Source organism: Nitratireductor sp. OM-1 (assembly GCF_003296175.1).
Classification (GTDB): Bacteria; Pseudomonadota; Alphaproteobacteria; order Rhizobiales; family Rhizobiaceae; genus Nitratireductor; species Nitratireductor aquimarinus.
The window spans coordinates 2,058,225-2,076,381 of record NZ_CP029208.1; the positions used below are offsets into that span (position 1 = coordinate 2,058,225).

The window sequence follows — 18,157 nt, forward strand, 5'->3', positions numbered from 1 at the left end:
CCAAGCGCAGCGCCCCCGGAAAGAGGGGCGCGCGTGACATTCATGATCCTGGAGGGGGAGGACCAATGTCCAAGGTGATCGAAGCCTATTTCAGACTGCTGAAAATACTGATTGTGGTTTGCCTTGCGGGCATGGTTCTGCTGGTTTTCGGCAATGTGGTGCTGCGTTACGCCTTCAACTCGGGCATTACGGAGTCCGAGGAGTTCTCGCGCTGGCTCTTCGTCTGGATGGTGTTTCTGGGGGCGATTGTCGTTCTCCGGGAAAATGGCCATCTGGGGCTGGAATTCGTGGTCAACAGCCTGCCGCGCCCGCTCCGCAGGATCTGCCTCGGCCTTGCCCATGTGCTGATGATCTTTGCCACATGGCTGATCATCTCCGGCAGCTACACGCAGTTTCTTCTCAACATGCACACCTATGCGCCGGCGACCGGATTGCCGATCTCGTTCCTCGTGGGCGTCGGGCTGATCTTTGGCGTGTCGACCGGCGCCATTCTGGTCTGGCGTCTCTATCTGATCGTTGTCGGCAGGCTCGACCGCGTCGAGACCTTCGATGAAGAGCTGCAGGCTCTCCAGCAGAGCGGGGTGAAGTGAGATGACGCTTGGTGTCTTTCTCGTCAGCCTGCTCGGCAGCATGGCGATCGGCATGCCCATCGCCTATGCGCTGATCATGACCGGTATCGCGCTGATGTGGTATCTGGGTTTCTTCGACGCCCAGGTGATCGCGCAGAACCTTTTGAACGGCGCGGACAGCTTTCCGCTCATGGCGGTTCCCTTCTTCATGCTCGCCGGCGAGGTGATGAATGCGGGCGGCCTGTCGCGCCGGATCGTCAATCTCTCGGTTGCAGCCGTGGGCCATGTGCGCGGCGGGCTTGGCTATGTGGCCATCCTCGCGGCCCTGATCCTTGCAAGTCTTTCGGGTTCGGCGGCAGCCGACGCCGCAGCGCTTGCTGCCATCCTCGTGCCGATGATGGTGAAGGCGGGGCACGATCAGGGGCGCTCGGCGGGGCTTATCGCATCGGCGGGCATTTCCGCCCTCGTCATTCCGCCGTCCATTGGCTTTATCCTGATTGGCGTGGTGGGCAATATCTCGATCACGCGCATCTTCATCGCCGGCATTGTGCCCGGCCTCGTCATGGCGCTCGCGCTGACGGCCACCTGGTTCCTGGTGTCGCGGCGTGAAGAGACGGTGACGCGTGAACGCGTGCCATTCTCGGTTGTCATGAAAGAAGCGTGGTCGGGCATCTGGGCGCTGATGCTGCCCGTGATCATTCTTGTCGGTCTGCGCTTTGGCGTCTTCACGCCGACCGAAGCCGGTGTGATCGCCGCCGTCTACGCGCTGTTTGTCTCGATGGTGATCTATCGGGAACTGAGCGTCGCCCAACTCTTCGACGTGTTTCTTGGCGCGGCCAAGACCACTTCCATGGTCATGTTCCTCGTGGCTGCCGCTCTGGTTTCCAGCTGGATGATCACGATTGCCGGCCTGACCGCGCAGATTTCGGCGCTGGTTGCGCCCTTTGCCGACAATCCCATTCTTCTGATGGCGGCAGTGGTGGGGCTGGTCGTGGTGATTGGCTGTGCAATGGACATGGTGCCGATCATCCTGATCCTCGTCCCGGTCCTGATGCCAACCATCAAAGCGGCAGGGATCGATCCGGTCTATTTCGCAGTGATCTTCATGATCGCGGCGGCCGTCGGTCTTTTGACCCCGCCGGTCGGCAGCGTCCTCAACGTCGTGGCCGGCGTGGCCCGGATACCGCTCGCACGGGTCATTCAGGGCGTGGGACCGTTTATCCTGGCGCAGATTGCCGTGCTTGTTCTCCTTATCCTGTTCCCCGATATCGTTATGGTACCGGCGAACTTCATTTCTGGAAATTAGGGACACGTCATGGCTCCGTTGGAAGACGAAACCGAAGGCAAGATGAACAGTCTCGACAAGATGCTGTCCGTTCTGAACGGGTTCAACGAAGACAATCTGATGATCGATGTCGCCCAGGCGGCGGAATTGTCGGGTTCGTCCCGTGCAAGCGCCTATCGGTATCTGCAGGCGCTGACGCGGTCGGGCCTGCTGACGCCCGCGAGCGGCGGCAGCTACGTGATCGGTTCGCGCGTGATCGAGCTGGAAATGCTGAAGCGGGAGAACGATCCGCTCCTGCGCGCGGCGCGCTATCTCATCCGCTACTATGCCGATTGCATGGGCATGAACATCATGTTGTGCAGCTATTATGGCGACAAGGTGCTCTGCGCGGACAATGCATGGCCCGACCACAGCATCCCGGAGATCTATAAGCCCGGCCGTTCCATGCCGATTTTCAAGGGTGCGATGGCGAAGGTCATTCTGGCCAATCTCTCGCCTTCGCAGCTGAAGAGCATCCATTCGTGGAACGCCGAGCGCATTCGCGAAAGCGGCCTTGGCGAAACGCTGGAAGCGTTCCTCGCGCGCATGGCGGAAATCCGCAGTGCAGGCGTGACGATCACCCAGGGCGAGGTGGTCGACGGTCTCGTCGGAATAGCCGCGCCGATCCGCGACGGTGAAGAACGCGTTCTGGGAAGCGTCGTCTTCGTCCTGTCGATCGAACATTTCAACAGTCTCGAGCGTGATGCGCTGGCACAGGAAATTCGGCACATCGCGTCTGAAATCGAGCACGGCATTCTGCGCGCCAGCAAGTTTGCCGCAACCGCACCAACCGCGGCAGCGCGTCCGCGCCGCGTTCCCGTTTATCGGGGCTGAGTTCGTCGATCAGCGTGATCGCCGACGAAATGCCCGATCCATCCAAGCCCGACCCATTCAAGGAGGAGAAACACAGATGAAGCTGCTGCGCTATGGGCCGAAAGGGCAGGAAAAGCCCGGTCTGGTCGATGCGGAGGGTCAGATCCGTGACCTGTCGCACCATGTTCCCGACATTGCCGGCGATGTTCTTTCTCCCGCAGGTCTTGCGGCGATCGCTGCACTGGATATCGCTTCCCTTCCGCCTGTCGAAGGCTCGCCACGGATTGGCCCCTGCGTCGGTCGGGTCGGCAAGTTTCTCTGCATCGGACTGAACTTCGCCGACCACGCGCGCGAGACGGGCAAGGAGCCTCCGAGCGAACCCGTCGTCTTCGCCAAGGCCGTCTCCGCGATCTGCGGACCCAATGACGATGTCGAAATTCCGCGTGGCTCGGACCGCACCGACTGGGAAGTCGAGATGGGTGTGGTGATCGGCTCGCGGGCGAAATACATCTCCGAAGCCGAGGCGATGGATCATGTCGCCGGTTTCTGTCTCATCAATGACCTGTCCGAGCGCCGTTTCCAGTCGGAGCGAGGCGGGCAGTGGACGAAGGGCAAGAGCCACGACACGTTTGGCCCGATTGGCCCCTGGCTTGTGACGCGGGACGAGATTGCCGATGTGCAGGATCTCGACATGTGGCTGGATCTCGATGGCGAGCGGCGGCAGACCGGCAACACCAGCACGATGATTTTCGGTGTGGCGGAACTCGTCAGCTATCTCTCCCAGTTCATGACCCTGGAGCCGGGCGATGTTATATCGTCGGGCACGCCGCCCGGCGTCGGCCTTGGCATGAAGCCGCCAACCTTCCTGAGGGAAGGGCAGGTCGTGCGGCTTGGCATTTCCGGTCTCGGTGAGCAGCGTCAGACGATGGTGCAGGCGTGAGCACGGCTGCCGAATGGCGGGCGCAGATGACGGATCTCTCCGGCAAAGCGGCAATCGTCACCGGGGGCGCGCGCGGTCAGGGGGAGGCGGAAGCGCGCCTTCTGGCCGAGTGCGGCGCGCAGGTCATGATCTGCGATGTGCTTGTGGATGAAGGAACGGCGCTGGCGGCGGAGCTCGGCGAGCGCGCGTGCTTTCGTCAGCTGGACGTGACCGATGCGGAAGCCTGGGGAAATACAGTCGCGGCAATGCGCGACTGGGCTGGCAGGCTCGATATCCTCGTCAACAATGCGGGGATCATAAATCGCACGCTGATCGCGTCGACGGAGCCCGAAGCCTGGCGCAGGCTTCTTGATGTGAACCTGACGGGCGCCTTTCTCGGCATCCGCGCCGCAGCTCCCCTGATGGTAGAGGGCGGCGGCGGCAGCATCATCAACATCTCCTCCAATTCCGCATTCTCCGGCCATGCGGATCCGGCCTACACGGCCAGCAAATGGGGGCTTCGCGGCCTGACACGGTCGGCGGCGAACGAGTTTTCCGCAGATGGCATTCGCGTGAATGCGGTCTGCCCCGGCCTGATCGTGACGGGACTGAACCGCGAGTCACCGCATCTGCGCCCGATGATCGACCTGACCCCTGCGGGGCGCTCCGGTGAGGCGGAGGAGGTTGCGCAGCTCGTGCTCTATCTCGCTTCGGACGCCTCGCGGTTCGTGACAGGCGAGGATTTCCTGATTGATGGCGGCTTCGTCGCCGGCGCGGCCTATCGGCGGGTCGGCGTTGATACGGGGATACTGCGGGGGTAGGGCGCGGGAGCGGCCGTGTTCGTGATCAGACAGCGCCATCTGTCTCGATCTTCAACAGCTCCCCGCAATGCTTGCAGTGGATCGCATCCGGTTCGTGACGGTTGAGGCCGCATTCCGGACAGGTGTACTTGATCCTTGATGGCTGGAAGATTGCGCGTGCCAATTGCACAAAGAGCGCCACGCCCACGACCATGATGAAGACGGACAACAGCTTTCCGCCTGTGGTCGTCATGGTGATGTCGCCAAAGCCGGTCGTGGTCAATGTCGCAACCGTGAAATAGAGCGCATCGACATAGCCCGTAATGCCGGCCTGATCATCGAAGGCCAGCACGAAGACGAGCGATGTTGTCACGAAAATGAAGACGAACAGGTTCACCGCAGCGAGGATTGCGTCCTCGTGGCGCCGAAAGAACAGGCTCTCGCGCCGAAGATCACGCAAGAGGTGGTAGGCGTGAATCAATCGCAGGCCCCGCAGGACGCGCAGGAAGGCGAGGTTGGCGGCAAGAAGCGGCGCCAGCAGCAGGGATGACACCACGACCAGATCCGCCAGCGTGTAGACGCGCATTATCTCCTTGCGCCGGTTTTCCGAAATCCATAGCCGGGCGGCGAGGTCAAGAAGGATCAGTACGCCAAGAGTGACGTTCAGTGCGGCGAGAGCCGGCGTTGCTGGCAGAGATTCTGCGACGATGAAATAGATGATTGTCAGCAGATCGAAAACGATCAGCCCATAGCGAAATCGCTGCGCGCGCTGGCTTCTACCGGCATAGAGCAGCCTGATTGATCGGTGCAGTTTTTCCATGTCTGCTACATGCCACAGGTCTGCACCTGAAACCACACGCGGTGCCGCCATGCTGCCTTGCATATGGCATCCCGGTTTTGTGCTCCGATGAATGCCCGGTTTTCAGGAACGAGAGGGAGCCGGCAAGTGAACGAAAAGAGGGCGCGCATTGCCGTTTCCCGGCTCGTGCTCAGCTGCGGTGGGATCCGAAAGCGTCTTTGGCGGTCAGGTCTGTGCTGCCGGATTTTCAGGATGATTGGTGAGAGACGCAGCGGCCCCGGACTTTGCCGGTCTCCGGCTGGAAGAGATCAATCTGGCTTTACTGCGCCTGTCTCGTGAGGCAATGCACGCTGCATTCCGCGGTTTGGGTGGGGGAAATCGTTTCGATCTCTCGAGTCGCCAAAACGCCGCGCAAATCAGAGCGCTTATCGAATGTTTGTAAACGTAAGAGAGAGATTGGCTGGGGAACCTGGATTCTAAGCCAGCTTGCACAAGCATCAAGGGCCCTCTTGGAAATCCAAGGGGTTAGCAGCGCCGATCAGCTCTCTGTGCGCCAGTTTTGTGGAGCACTTTCGTGATGCAGTCAAGGGGCATTAATGAAGCCACATAATTGGAGCGTGAGTGCGCCCCTAAAAATCGAAATGCATCTCCGGCACCTCAGATCAATCTGACTTAAATCGTGATGATTTGTGGTCGTCCGATTCAAATTTCCTGTAAGGCGATTCAAAACTCGACACCAACGATTCTGATTTGCGGAAAGGCGTTACCTTTTCAAACGCCGTTTGCTAGAGAGGTGAGGAAGGCAGGTAGAGGAGGGGGAGATGGCTCAGTCCAGAAAATTGCGGCTGGCGCGACAGCGTGATCGGCAACGGGCCCTGCGGGCTGCCAGCAAGAGCCGACGGAAACCGTCTCGAGACGACATAGCCAGGACCCTGCTCCATTTTGCCATCACGAAGAACCTGAGCATGGAGCGGAGGGAGAGGCTTGAAGAGCTTCAGCATCACATTGTTGCAGCTCTGATTGTCCAGGGATTCGATGAGAGGGAGGCGGAGATCGTATGGGATGCTCTGGTCGACAAATACCGGTCGGGGTGGGCCTTCCAACAGAAACGCCACCTTTCAAAGGGTGATGATCTCGATGCTGATGAAGCTGATGCCGATAGCTGATCGGGCAGTCGGCCTTCCGCGCAGGCGCTCGGTTTCGATGCCGGATTGATGGCATCCTCAAGAGATCCCCAATCCCAAATGTTCGGTTCTCCCCCCGTTACTCCCTGAAACGGCGTTTACCGATGAATCGCTTATCTGCAGCCCGTTTCTGCTTACCTGGCCTGAAACTCTCGGCATGTTCTGGTGAGAGATTACCAAAGCGGGTAGCGGAAAGCGTAGTCACGATCATGCCCACATGTGCAGGCACCCTGCTGCGACTGAACCCCGTGGCAAATCTCCGGCATCTCCCTTTGGCGTCTGTACCCGGGTTTCCAACGCCGCGCCAAATCAAAACAACGTGCCGAGACGTTGATCTAACTCGAACTGATTTGGAATAATTTGCGGTATTCCGATTCCAGGTTCTGCATATCCGATTCAAATGTGCGTGCAAGCGATTCTGAATGCACGAAAAGCGTTACACGCCCAAACGGCGTTTGATGGTCTGAGGCGGGGCACCCCAGGCCGATGCTTCCTGATGGCCCAGTGAAACTCTGGGCTACGCGACAGAATGCGTTTCAAGATGAAGTCGTAGTCTTTCTTCAGAAGAACCGCGGTTAACCATCCGATCGCAAGAAAAACGATCGACGATCATTTTAGGGGCTCCGCGGCAATCTCTTATGTGCCAGGATGCTCTTGCTTTCGGGGAACACAACCTCGAAAGCGACCTCCGAAGGTGCTCCAACACCTGCGGAGGCCTGACCCGCAACCTGATAGGAGGCCTTGGGCTATGACAGATACTATTTCCTTTGAACTGACGAATGAAGCCACGGTGTATCGGAACCCCCAACTTCATGCTGACAGCATGATGGTGCTCTGGGCGGAAGGGGATCAACCGATGGGCAGCGAAGATGCCATCGAGCTTTTCGGTCGTGCATCTTATGCGCCTAGTGCAGCGGCCCTGATTGCCGCCCTCGCGGCTGAGCTTGAAGCTGCTGAAAGTCGCCTGCGCCATGCAGAAGAGAAGCTTGCTTTCTGCCGTGAGACGGTGCTCCGCGAAGCGATCACACTTGATGATGTCGATGATGCCAACGAAGCGGAACGGATCAGCGCCTACTGCCTCGCGGCATAGCAGAACCGCTCTTTCATTGGCTTTGAGCTGTCGCTGAACGGACCTCCTCCCTGAACTGGGGGGGGGGGCGTTCACCGCTGCTCTGCGCACCCAAAAATCCCAGCGCAGCCAGCATTGAGACCGTCGTAGCGGTCTCGGCGGCCACTGCTGTGCTGCCGTTTTTCAAGGAAGCTTCATGATTACAACCAGACGCCAATCGGGGAAAACGCTTTCTCGACCAGATTCCGACGCACCGATGATGGACGAAGTGGAGACCCCATCGGCCGCAACGAGCCTTCTGGAAGAGCTGATTTCCGACTTCGAGCGCATCGTCGCGGATACGATTGCGCAGGTCGAGGCATGTCCGGCAAAGCACGACCCGACTTTCGAGGGCTATCAGGAACTGCTTGCCGCAGTCCGCTCGGCAACAAGCCTTGAAGCGGCCCTTGTCAAAAGGGCCATAGCTCTTGTTGTTGGCAAGAACCCCGAGCTCAGCCTCATCAATCTTGAGCGGCCTTTGCCAGTACATCAAGCCGCGAAGGTTCTGTTCCTTCGCGATGACTGGGCGAGGGCATCGATGATCAGGCGCGATGCGGAGGTCACCACACGTGAATATTACCGTCCTGATCTGCTGGTGGTCGACCGTGCGCAGCAGCACGCGCTGCTTCTCGATATCAAGCGAACCGTCTCTTCCTATAGCCCAAGCGCTATCGTCACCCTGCGCAGCAGGATGATGGCAAGCGCACTGGTCGTCCGTGAAGTGCTGGAGCGCAAATACGATGTTCCATCCGTGTCACGCGCAAGCATTGCCATCATCGATGCGGCGGGGGACACCCGTAGTGAGGCTGAAGGCATACTTGGCCTCAACGATCTTGACTGGTTCCTGCGTATCGATGGTGCGGGTCGTGCAATCACGCACCTTCGTGAGCTGTATGGCGCGAAGATACGCGCCATTCTTCGGGAGCATTGTGAAACGATCGTGGAGCCGCAACGTAAAGGGTGGACGGGCGAAAAACCGCAAAGCGGATTTGAGGAAGAAACGAAGTCGACGCCTGGGAACGAGGAGCAGGATGAAAAACTTAACCCGCAGGCGGTCGGTCAGGTCGGAGATCAGGAGGGGATATTCGACGACATAGGCGGAAACTCTGATGAGTCTGCGGGTGCTCATGAAACCACATCGACTCATTCGCCCGCTTTTGCTGTTGGTGTAGCTTCTCGAAGAACCCGCTGACGGGGACTGGGAGCACTCTCTGCGAGCCTAGGCGATCTCGGAGCAGACGATGTCGCATGGAAGCGTTGCGTGCATGCAACCTTCGGCAGCGTTGCGGGTCAGGCTGGTCCCTCGAGAGCTGCCGCACCCTGCCGAGTGGACAAACAAGACAGGAAAGAATGGAGTACCGATGTTGGTTATTGACTGGAATAAGCCGAACAAAGATGAGTGTTTCGAACTTCAACTCCAGCGACTCAAAGCGCTCGTCGCTGACATGGAGGCGGTACAGCAGCAAAAAATGCAAAAGGCGCTTCCAGAAGTAGCGCCTATCCTGGAACAGTGGGCACTTACCTGCCGGCCAACGCTGTGCCTGACTGGCCTGTCGACAGGCCATCCCCGACTGGTGGGCAAAGACCGATCGATCATCACGTCCGATCTGCAACTCGTTTCGGCCGACCAGACTTGGGCACGCACGACGACGAGATGGTATCGCCTCGGCTTGAACGAGGATAACCTCTTGAGGCTACACAGCTAGGCCGGCCGCCAAGCAGTCAGAAAAAACGAGGCACTTCAAGCATCAGAGGCGGAAATTGACAACGGTTTGCCTCCCGTGGGATAGGGGCTCAGATTCTAAATTGCGTTCTCGCCTTGAAAGCCCACCTCGTCTCTTGGATTATTCAGTGCAAATCAACGTCAGCGCACGAATACTTGAGCTTGGAATTACCGCACCCATTCATTGTCACGACCGTCGGATGCGGTCTTTTACGAGCATGTGCCTTGCTGCTTTGGGGCCCTTTGCGAAGTCCAGAACCGGAGACCTGAATGGCCCGCATTTCCATGATTGTCTGGAACGACTTCAGGAACGATGCGCGCGTTCTAAAAGAAGCCCAGACATTGCAGGCCGCTGGCCATGAGGTCACCGTTTTCGCACTCCACACGCCCGGAGTGACCAAGGCCAGCGAAACCCTGGCATCGGGCATCAAGGTGACGCGGGTCCTCAGAAGCCCGTTGTGGCTTTTCCGTAGCCCCGCGAATCCACAAAAACAAACCGGATTCGTTTCTCCCAAGCAGGCAAATAAGGGACCCGTGGGCCAGGCCCTGCGCATCGTCACCCGCTCCCTGACCCATTGCGTGCTTCTCTTCCGCATGATCGCCTCGCGCCCAGGCGCGATACACAGCCACGACGTCAACACCTTGCCCACTGCATGGCTCGCCTCGGTATTCACTCGCACTCCCCTCGTCTACGATGCCCATGAAATCAGTACGGACAGGGAGGGCTACGCAAGGCTCCGCTCGCTGGTCGGCTGGGTCGAGAAGAAACTGATGCCGCGCGCTGCCGCCACCATCACAACCACCGATGCGCGCGCGAAGTTTTTTGCGAGGGCCTATCGCATTCCGCGGCCCGTGGTGCTGCAGAACCGGCCGCGGCTCCTCATCGAAAAGCGCGGCGACAGGCTGCGGCGTGAGCTCGAACTGCAGATGCCCTGGCCTATCGTCCTCTATCAGGGTGGCTTGCAGCAAGGCCGCGGCCTTGCTCGCCTCGTCGACGTAGCCGGCATGATCGAGCAAGCCTATTTTGTCTTCATAGGTGGCGGCAGGCTCGCCCAGTCGCTTGAACAAAAGGCCATAGATGCGGGGCTCAGCGACCGCGTCCGTTTCATACAGACGGTCAGCTTGGACGATCTGCCTAGTTACACAGCTTCTGCGGATATCGGTGTTCAGCCCATCGAAAACACCTGCCTCAATCACTTGACGACGGATTCGAACAAGCTGTTCGAATACATGATGGCGGGTCTCGCCGTAGTCGCTTCCGGCATGCCGGAAATACGCGCTATCGTAAACAGGTACGAATTCGGCATTACTGTTGCTCCGGGGGATACGGAAGCACTGGTCCAGGCAATCCGCACGCTTGTCGATAATCCGGACCTGCGCGCCAGCTGCGCCGCCAACGCGGTTCAGGCCGCCAAAACCGTGAATTGGGAAGAGCAGGAGAGTAAACTCATTTCCCTCTATGAGGGCGTTTTCAGGACATGATAGCCGTTTATCGCCGATGAAAACCGTCTGGATCGTCAATCATTATGCGGAGGAGCCCGGAGGTGCGGGAGGCGGACGCCATTATTCGCTAGCCAAGCATCTTCTTGGCCAGGGATGGAAGAGCTTCATCGTCGGGGCCAGCACCGAACATCTGACCGGCAGGCAACGGCTGGGCCGCTCAGAAAAGGCGCGGCTCGAAGTGCATGAAGGCATACCATTTCTCTGGCTGAAGACCCCTCCCTATTCGGGAAACGGCCTCGACCGTATCCGAAACATGCTCACCTTCTGTGCACGCGCGCTGGTGCCGGCAAACCTTGCCGGACTGGAGCGTCCGGATGTTATCATTGGTTCGAGCATTCATCCGTTTGCTGCCTGGGCCGCTTTGCGGCTTGCAAGGCGGCACAAGGTGCCCTTCGTGTTCGAAGTTCGGGATCTATGGCCCCAGGCACTGATCGATATGGGGCGTCTCAGGGAAAACAGCCCTGTCGCACATTTCATGCGCTGGCTTGAAAAACATCTCTACAACTCGGCTGCGAAGATCGTCGTCCTTTGGCCTAATGCCGGAGATTATATCGGCGGGCTTGGGGTCGATCAGGGGAAAGTGCTTTGGCTCTCCAACGGGATAGATCTGGATGAATGGCCCGAGTGGAGCCCTGCCCCTGAAAAAGACAATTTCACGCTTATGTATTTCGGGGCGCATGGAGGCGCGAACGGGCTGGACAATGTCATCCGCGCAATGAGTCTTGTCAGGGCTTCGCCGCAGGGCGCGCATATCCGCTTGCGCATGGTCGGTGATGGCCCCCAGAAGCCGATGCTGGAGGCGCTCACGCACCAGACCGGGGCAACCAACGTCCTATTTGAACCGCCTGTACCGAAGAGTGCGATACCGGCGCTTGCGGCGGAAGCGGATGGCTTCGTTTTCAACCTGATCGATGCGCCCATGTTCCGATATGGTATCAGCCCGCGCAAGCTGTTCGATTTCATGGCAGCGGGGCGGCCAACGGTCTTCGCTTGCCGCGCGGCGAACGATCCGGTCCAGGAATCGGGCGGCGGCCTCTCAGTGGAGCCAGGGAACCCGCGTATCCTCGCCGATGCCATTTTACGGCTTGCAACCATGCCATCGGTGCAGCGTGGGGCGATGGGAAAATCCGCAAGACATTACGTCTCGGCACATTACTCTTACGAGGTTCTAGCGGAAAGGCTCGCAAACGGGCTCAATGCGGTATCACGTTGAGCACGTTCTCTTTTTTAAGCTTTCCAAGGTAAGAGGCCGTCGCTGCACTGCAGTCCGGCCGTGAGTATTACAAAGACCTCCTACACTCCAATGCCGAGGGAGGCGATCGTATTGGCCGCGCTCGATCCCGTAAAAACAAACGTGGCGCATGGGGCAATCTACGTTCTAAGTCGTGGCTCGAGCCGATCCTATAGGGGCGTCCGGATATTGATCGTCTTGATTTGACTCCTAGAGCAACCGTGTAAGCGAATAGAGGTGTCAAAGGAATTGGGGGTGGTTCGGTTGGTCCCGCTGCTGTCGATAATGGTAGAGGCGACCATGACGTGCGAGCGCTTTCATGCAGAACTGCCCAGCGGATGGCAGGTCGTTTTACGCATCGAGCTAGAATTCTACCGGTCGCAGATATTGGTGTAGGTTTCAGCTCCGTGCCATCTGCTGACCACGCTACCCGCGCGTGGGTTGAAATGCTTATGCCGGAGAGGCGCTTAGCAGGATGTCACAGTTGGGATGTCATCTGATCGGCGGTAAGACCGGACTCGGCCATTTGATCTCCTGACTGGTGCGGGGTGAGGTTGTCGTTAAGGTTCCAACTCATGCACAATGGGGCCATTGACTGGTGGAGCTGAGGGTCTTTGAAAATCATATACTTCGAAGAATTCCAACCTGTTTTCTGCAAGGCCACCAGGATCCAGTAAGTCTCCATAGAGCTGGGAAAATAGCCCAAAGGCGTCCATGAGTACTCGGGCTGCTCAAACCGACGTTCTGAAGGCCTTGCAAATAACCAATTGCACACATATGAAGCGAAATTGTCTCATAGCCTCAGCCTTCTTGTCTTTCGGGTGAAGCTTGGATCGTACTGTATAATGGGGTTCCTATTTGATGAAAGTGTTGTCTGTAATCGGAACGCGGCCTGAGGCGATCAAGATGGCACCTTTGATTCTCGCTCTGGATCAGGATGAACGTTTTGAGGCGGAACTCTGCATAACCGCGCAGCATCGGCAGATGCTCGATCAGGCGCTGGAGCTCTTCGGCCTGTCTCCCAAATTTGATCTGAATGTCATGCAGCCCGGTCAGGATCTGACCGATGTCACGGCAAAGATCGTTGTCGGGATGCGTGAGGTCTTGAGGGAATTTCAACCCGATATCGTTCTTGTTCACGGTGACACCGCTACAACTTTTTCGGCAAGCCTGGCTGCATATTATCAGCGTATCCCAGTGGGGCATGTCGAGGCGGGGCTGCGCACGGGAGATATCTATTCTCCGTGGCCTGAGGAAGCCAATCGCAAACTAACCGGCGCTTTAGCAGAGTGGCATTTCGCCCCGACCGAAACAGCAAAGACAAATCTGTTGTGTGAGGGCATTGACCCAGAGCGTGTACACGTTACCGGCAATACCGTTATTGATGCACTCTTCCATGTCGTTGGCTTGCTCGCAAGCGATGCTTCTATGCAGAAGTGTTTCCGTGAACAATTTTCATTTCTGGATGAAAACAGGCGGCTGATCCTAGTAACTGGCCATCGTCGCGAAAGTTTCGGTGGTGGTTTCGAACGAATTTGTGCGGCCTTGGTGGAGACCGTTTCACGTTTTTCTGATGTCGAAATTGTTTATCCTGTGCACCTCAATCCCAACGTACAAGAACCGGTGCGTCGTCTTCTCGGCGATAACGACCGTATTCATCTGATCGAGCCGCTCGATTATCTGCCGTTTGTTCACCTCATGGATCGTTCGCATATCGTTGTGACGGATTCCGGCGGAGTTCAGGAAGAGGCTCCCTCATTGGGAAAGCCGGTTCTTGTCATGCGCGACACTACCGAACGTCCCGAAGCGGTGGCAGCGGGTACGGTAAAGTTGGTGGGAACGGATGCTGGCAAGATTGCTGGCGAGATCGCTACGCTTCTTTCCAGCAAAGATACTTACGACCGTATGAGCTTTGCTCATAATCCTTATGGTGACGGCAAGGCGTGCGAGCGCATTCTGTCAGCGTTGCTAGCATTCAAGAAGGTTTGATATCAGATGAGCTATGAAACGGTTTCGGTTATTGGACTTGGGTACATCGGCCTGCCGACCGCAGCAGTTTTAGCCTCACGCAGAAAGACGGTAATCGGCGTCGATATTAATGTGAAGGCTGTTGAGACAATCAACAGGGGAGAAATCCATATTGTCGAGCCGGATCTCGACATGGTGGTGCACGCTGCTGTTACGCAAGGTTTACTGCGGGCGACCACAATGCCTGAGCCGGCTGATGCCTTTTTGATTGCGGTTCCGACCCCCTTCGTCGACGGATATCAGCCGGATTTGAGATACATTCGGGAAGCTAGTTTCGCCATCGCCCCAGTGTTGAAGAAGGGGGATCTCGTAATTCTGGAATCCACGTCGCCTGTGGGGGCGACGGAAGATATGGCTCTGTGGCTTCAGGAGAAGAGACCGGATCTCACGTTCCCGCAAACGCATGGTGAGGATTCTGACATTCGGGTGGCGCATTGTCCTGAGCGAGTCCTGCCGGGGCACGTGCTGAAGGAGCTGGTGGCCAACGATCGCGTCATTGGCGGCATGACACGGCGTTGCGCCGATGCTGCGACCGATCTTTACAAGACCTTCGTGGAAGGCGAGTGCATCATTACGAATGCACGCACCGCCGAGATGTGCAAGCTGACCGAAAACAGTTTCCGCGATGTGAATATCGCGCTCGCCAACGAGCTCTCTATCATCTGCGACAAATTGGGCGTCGATGTTTGGGAACTGATCCGTCTGGCTAATCACCATCCACGAGTGAACATCCTGCAGCCGGGGCCTGGTGTCGGTGGGCATTGCATCGCAGTTGATCCGTGGTTCATCGTTGCAAAGACCCCGAACGAGGCACGCCTCATTCGCGCTGCGCGTGAGGTGAACGATAGCAAGCCTGAATGGGTGGTTGAGAAAATCCGCAATGCGGTCAGCGAGTTCCTACTTTCCAATCCAGATAGAACGGCCAGCAGCGTGACTGTTGCCTTCTTCGGCTTGACCTTCAAGCCGGATATTGATGATCTGCGCGAGAGTCCCTCCATTGAGATCGTAAAGCGCATTTGCGCCGATTTTAGTGGGCAAGTCCTCATTGTAGAACCTCATGTCGACAGTTTGCCGAGCAATCTGAGCCCGGCGCAGCCATCGACGCTTGAAGAGGCTGTGAGTGGTGCTGATATTCACGTTGTGCTTGTTGGGCACAAGGCGTTCAAAACCTCACGGCTCTTGCACGGTGTTTCCCCCCTTGATTTTTCAGGTGCCATCTCAGGGATCTGAAATCTGGGAGGGTCGGACTTGCACTGCAGTCCGATTGTTGGTGAGTAGGGGCTGGATTATTACAGAGCATGGAGGACCGTTTGTTATCACGAGCCAATCACTCTGCTTTGTTGCGCAGATAATTCAAAATAGAATTTCTAGTGTTTTGCTTTTTTCAGGAAACGCCAAGTGAATACAATTAAGATATATAATAAATTTCGTATTTTGATGAATCTAATTCGCAGGGGGGATTGGCAATATATAAAAATGCGCTCCTCATTTTATTTTTCGTCAACTAGTATATATGGGCGTATATTTGGTATTAAATATAACTCTCTAAACCGAAGAAAGGGGGTGCTTCTGGGGCCTGTGACCGTTGCGCCAAATGGATCACGTTGGTTTCGTATAACCGGCATCAAGTCCGAGAAGATTCGGATCACCATTTCCCATTCCGACAGTTTCATAAAGGAGAGCCGAAAATCGATCATCGTTGAGATCGATTGCAGAATGAAGGGTAACAAGGGTGTTGCCAGGTCCATGGGACTGAATTTTAATGGCAAGAACGCCTTCCAGTACATGGGTGGGGGGCATGTCCGCGAAGGCATTTTTCAACAAGTGGCGGATATCCGCATTCCGGCTAATATGAGTGAGCTTCGTTTTCGTATTCGGCCTCTAGTAGATCGACACGTTAACATTGATGATTTAACGATCTCGTCGGATGAGACCGTGGGGCTGACAAAAGAACGCCCCCCCCCAAATTGATCTCGATAGGATAGATGTTGAACGCTTGGCAGCAGCTCGCGCGATGGTGGTGGCCAATATCGATCTGAATGTTGTCGATGGATCGTCGGTTTGGTTGTCGTCAATGGCAAGCATTTTATGCAGCCAAGGGCCAGCTATTCTGGTATCTAAAACTGACTTGAAATCCGACCTAGTCACATCCAATATACGCAATGCCCATAACTTATTGCTTATTCAGCCTAAGGATGTTGGTCTTGAGAACCAAAATCTTTCAGTCGGGCAGCTGATAGGTGTGGCGCGTTCTATTGATGGCTACGCTGCACAATTGACAACGGTAGTTTGTCGTGGCCTTGAGGCTGCTGCGATGCTGCTGTCGGACCGCCAGTTTATGGGGCGGGTAGACGCCTACCTCACAGATTTCTATTACCATGAAGGCGACAAAATTATAGTCCCGTCCGAGAACGTGACGGTGATTGATACTGTTTCCCGCCAAGCTAGGCGCATGCTGGTTCAAACAGCAGAGATTGGCCAGAAGTTAAAAGAAACGACGTCTGTTGGCGTCGAATTTTATGAACTGCCGCCAGCTGTCCTGGACAACGCCCCTCCACGAGCGTCTCCTCGACAGCTCGGTACACCGGTTCGGATTGGATACTCCGGGAAAATTGCGCCGCAATGGGGAATAATTGAGCTTCTCGATTGGGTTGAAGCATTGCGCTGCGAGAATATTGATGTCAGATTAACCGTCATTGGCAACAAGATATCCGGCTTTGCGGATCCAAGAGAGAACCGCCGCTTCCGTACTGAAATTCTGCGCCGTTTCCAAGATCTCGACGTCAACTATGTGCCGGGTGTAAACCGCGAAACCGTCAACAGCATCATGTTGAAGCAGGACTTTTCCTGGTGTTGGCGGCCATCGTATTTCGAGGATGCTACGCTCGAGATCTCAACTAAACTGGTCGAAGGCCTCTCTAGCGGGTTGGCCTGTATAGCCTATCCTAGTCGTATTAACCAACGCCTTTGCGGTAAGGACTATCCATTCTTTGTCCGTAGTCGAGCGGATTTTGAGAAGTTGATCTCCCAAAAAACCATCTGCGTGCCGTCGGAAACTGTCCGAGAAATTCGCGCCCGTCACGACATCAACAAGATTGCGAGTGCATTTAATTCTTCTCTTCCAGCACAGGCACGAGCTAAGTTGCCCGTAGTCACAGTCAGTTGTCACGATTTTAAATTTATAGACCCATATCTTGCACATCTGCGCGCGCGCGGTATCCAGTTGTTTCGTGACCCGTGGAACTGGGGGCGGCCCAAAGATCTGAACGCCAGCAAGATGCTTCAATCGAAAGCAGATATTGTGTTTGCCGAATGGGGGCTAGCAAATGCGGTTTGGCATTCGAAAACCCTGCCACCCGGTAAACGGTTGATCATTCGCATTCATCTGCAGGAGATCAATGCACGAGCTGCTCATTTTGGGTATGAGCTAAATCATGATCGTGTTGATCTTTTCATATTTGTTTCGGAGCGTGTCCGCGAAGAAGCGATCAAGATGTTCGGTTGGGTTAGGGAGAAAACAGTAGTTATCCCAAATTTCGTTCTAGGGAACGAATACAAATTTATTGAACGATCGCCGTCGGAAAAAGTAAAGCTCGGGATGGTGGGGATCATTCCGCAGCGTAAGCGTTTTGATCGGGGTATCGATATTCTCGAAGGCCTTCTTAACCTTGGTATTGATGCTGAGCTTCACATCAAGGGGCCGCGACCAGAAGATCTTGAGTATATGCATGCGCCAGGGCGTAGGGAGGAGCTTTCTTTTTACAGGAAACAGTATGACCGAATTGAAAATAATATGGTCATGCGTGGCCGAGTTGTCTTTCATTCTTGGGGGAACGATGTTGCAGGCTTCTATAAGGATGTAGATTATATTCTTTCCCCAAGTGACTTTGAATCTTTTCACTATGCGTTGGCTGACGGCGTGTTGTCGGGCTGCTATCCTTTAGTTTGGCCGTGGGAGGAGGCATCCGATATTTACACGCCCGATTGGATTGTCTCCTCAGGCCAAGATGCCATTGATGCAATCGTATTGCATCGGAAGATGGACAAAAAATCACAAGATGATTTACGAAAGAAGAATAGGAATCTTGTCATTAGTAAATACGGTCATGAGGCTGTTTTTAGATGTATTGATGAATGTATTGGGTTATCTTAAAGG

General features: G+C 56.0%; 16 protein-coding genes. 15 read left to right on the forward strand and 1 reads right to left on the reverse strand.

All coding sequences use genetic code 11. From position 1 onward, the window contains the following. Nucleotides 1-65: 65 nt before the first annotated feature. The 5 genes from DEJ54_RS09720 to DEJ54_RS09740 all read left to right on the forward strand — a co-directional run bounded on the left by DEJ54_RS09720 (nucleotide 66) and on the right by DEJ54_RS09740 (nucleotide 4,446). Nucleotides 66-590, forward strand: a complete 525-nt coding sequence (locus DEJ54_RS09720; RefSeq protein WP_113154385.1) for a TRAP transporter small permease — start codon at nucleotides 66-68, stop codon at nucleotides 588-590. Between the two features lies 1 nt (nucleotide 591). Next, nucleotides 592-1,875, forward strand: coding sequence for a TRAP transporter large permease (locus DEJ54_RS09725; protein WP_113154386.1), 1,284 nt, complete (start codon nucleotides 592-594; stop codon nucleotides 1,873-1,875). 9 nt (nucleotides 1,876-1,884) lie between these two features. Next, nucleotides 1,885-2,727, forward strand: coding sequence for an IclR family transcriptional regulator (locus DEJ54_RS09730; protein WP_113154387.1), 843 nt, complete (start codon nucleotides 1,885-1,887; stop codon nucleotides 2,725-2,727). Between the two features lie 76 nt (nucleotides 2,728-2,803). After that, complete coding sequence (locus tag DEJ54_RS09735) at nucleotides 2,804-3,646, forward strand: fumarylacetoacetate hydrolase family protein (RefSeq protein WP_113154388.1); 843 nt, start codon at nucleotides 2,804-2,806, stop codon at nucleotides 3,644-3,646. Continuing rightward, nucleotides 3,643-4,446 (forward strand): SDR family NAD(P)-dependent oxidoreductase, encoded by an 804-nt coding sequence (locus DEJ54_RS09740; protein WP_245447471.1) that lies wholly within the window; start codon nucleotides 3,643-3,645, stop codon nucleotides 4,444-4,446. Before DEJ54_RS09735 ends, DEJ54_RS09740 begins: the two co-directional genes overlap by 4 nt. Before the next feature lie 25 nt (nucleotides 4,447-4,471). On the opposite strand, the gene DEJ54_RS09745 is transcribed toward DEJ54_RS09740, so the two are convergent. Next, complete coding sequence (locus tag DEJ54_RS09745; RefSeq protein ID WP_245447472.1) at nucleotides 4,472-5,296, reverse strand: ion channel; 825 nt, start codon at nucleotides 5,294-5,296, stop codon at nucleotides 4,472-4,474. 749 nt (nucleotides 5,297-6,045) lie between these two features. Between DEJ54_RS09745 and DEJ54_RS09750 the strand changes: the two genes are divergently transcribed. From DEJ54_RS09750 to DEJ54_RS09800, 10 genes are all read left to right on the forward strand, one after another. After that, a complete protein-coding gene (locus tag DEJ54_RS09750; RefSeq protein WP_113154389.1) occupies nucleotides 6,046-6,390 on the forward strand; it encodes a hypothetical protein in 345 nt (114 codons plus the stop codon). Between the two features lie 766 nt (nucleotides 6,391-7,156). Next, complete coding sequence (locus DEJ54_RS09755; RefSeq protein ID WP_113154390.1) at nucleotides 7,157-7,498, forward strand: hypothetical protein; 342 nt, start codon at nucleotides 7,157-7,159, stop codon at nucleotides 7,496-7,498. A gap of 175 nt (nucleotides 7,499-7,673) precedes the next feature. Further along, nucleotides 7,674-8,708: a hypothetical protein gene (locus DEJ54_RS09760; RefSeq protein WP_162742249.1), complete on the forward strand. Its 1,035-nt coding sequence runs from the start codon at nucleotides 7,674-7,676 to the stop codon at nucleotides 8,706-8,708. 169 nt (nucleotides 8,709-8,877) lie between these two features. Continuing rightward, nucleotides 8,878-9,222: a DUF6634 family protein gene (locus tag DEJ54_RS09765; protein WP_113154392.1), complete on the forward strand. Its 345-nt coding sequence runs from the start codon at nucleotides 8,878-8,880 to the stop codon at nucleotides 9,220-9,222. A gap of 287 nt (nucleotides 9,223-9,509) precedes the next feature. Further along, nucleotides 9,510-10,721, forward strand: coding sequence for a glycosyltransferase (locus DEJ54_RS09770; protein ID WP_113154393.1), 1,212 nt, complete (start codon nucleotides 9,510-9,512; stop codon nucleotides 10,719-10,721). A 16-nt stretch (nucleotides 10,722-10,737) separates the two neighbouring features. After that, a complete protein-coding gene (locus DEJ54_RS09775; protein WP_113154394.1) occupies nucleotides 10,738-11,955 on the forward strand; it encodes a glycosyltransferase family 4 protein in 1,218 nt (405 codons plus the stop codon). A gap of 879 nt (nucleotides 11,956-12,834) precedes the next feature. After that, nucleotides 12,835-13,962 carry a non-hydrolyzing UDP-N-acetylglucosamine 2-epimerase gene (gene wecB, locus DEJ54_RS09785; protein ID WP_113154396.1) on the forward strand — a complete coding sequence of 376 codons (1,128 nt, stop codon included), beginning with the start codon at nucleotides 12,835-12,837 and terminating at the stop codon, nucleotides 13,960-13,962. Between the two features lie 6 nt (nucleotides 13,963-13,968). Beyond that, nucleotides 13,969-15,231: a UDP-N-acetyl-D-mannosamine dehydrogenase gene (gene wecC, locus DEJ54_RS09790; RefSeq protein WP_113154397.1), complete on the forward strand. Its 1,263-nt coding sequence runs from the start codon at nucleotides 13,969-13,971 to the stop codon at nucleotides 15,229-15,231. Nucleotides 15,232-15,399: 168 nt separating this feature from the next. Beyond that, nucleotides 15,400-15,972 (forward strand): hypothetical protein, encoded by a 573-nt coding sequence (locus DEJ54_RS23160; protein WP_162742250.1) that lies wholly within the window; start codon nucleotides 15,400-15,402, stop codon nucleotides 15,970-15,972. A 25-nt stretch (nucleotides 15,973-15,997) separates the two neighbouring features. Then, the gene (locus DEJ54_RS09800; protein WP_162742251.1) at nucleotides 15,998-18,154 is read left to right on the forward strand and encodes a glycosyltransferase; all 2,157 of its coding nucleotides are present in this window, start codon (nucleotides 15,998-16,000) and stop codon (nucleotides 18,152-18,154) included. The last annotated feature ends 3 nt before the right edge of the window (nucleotides 18,155-18,157 follow it).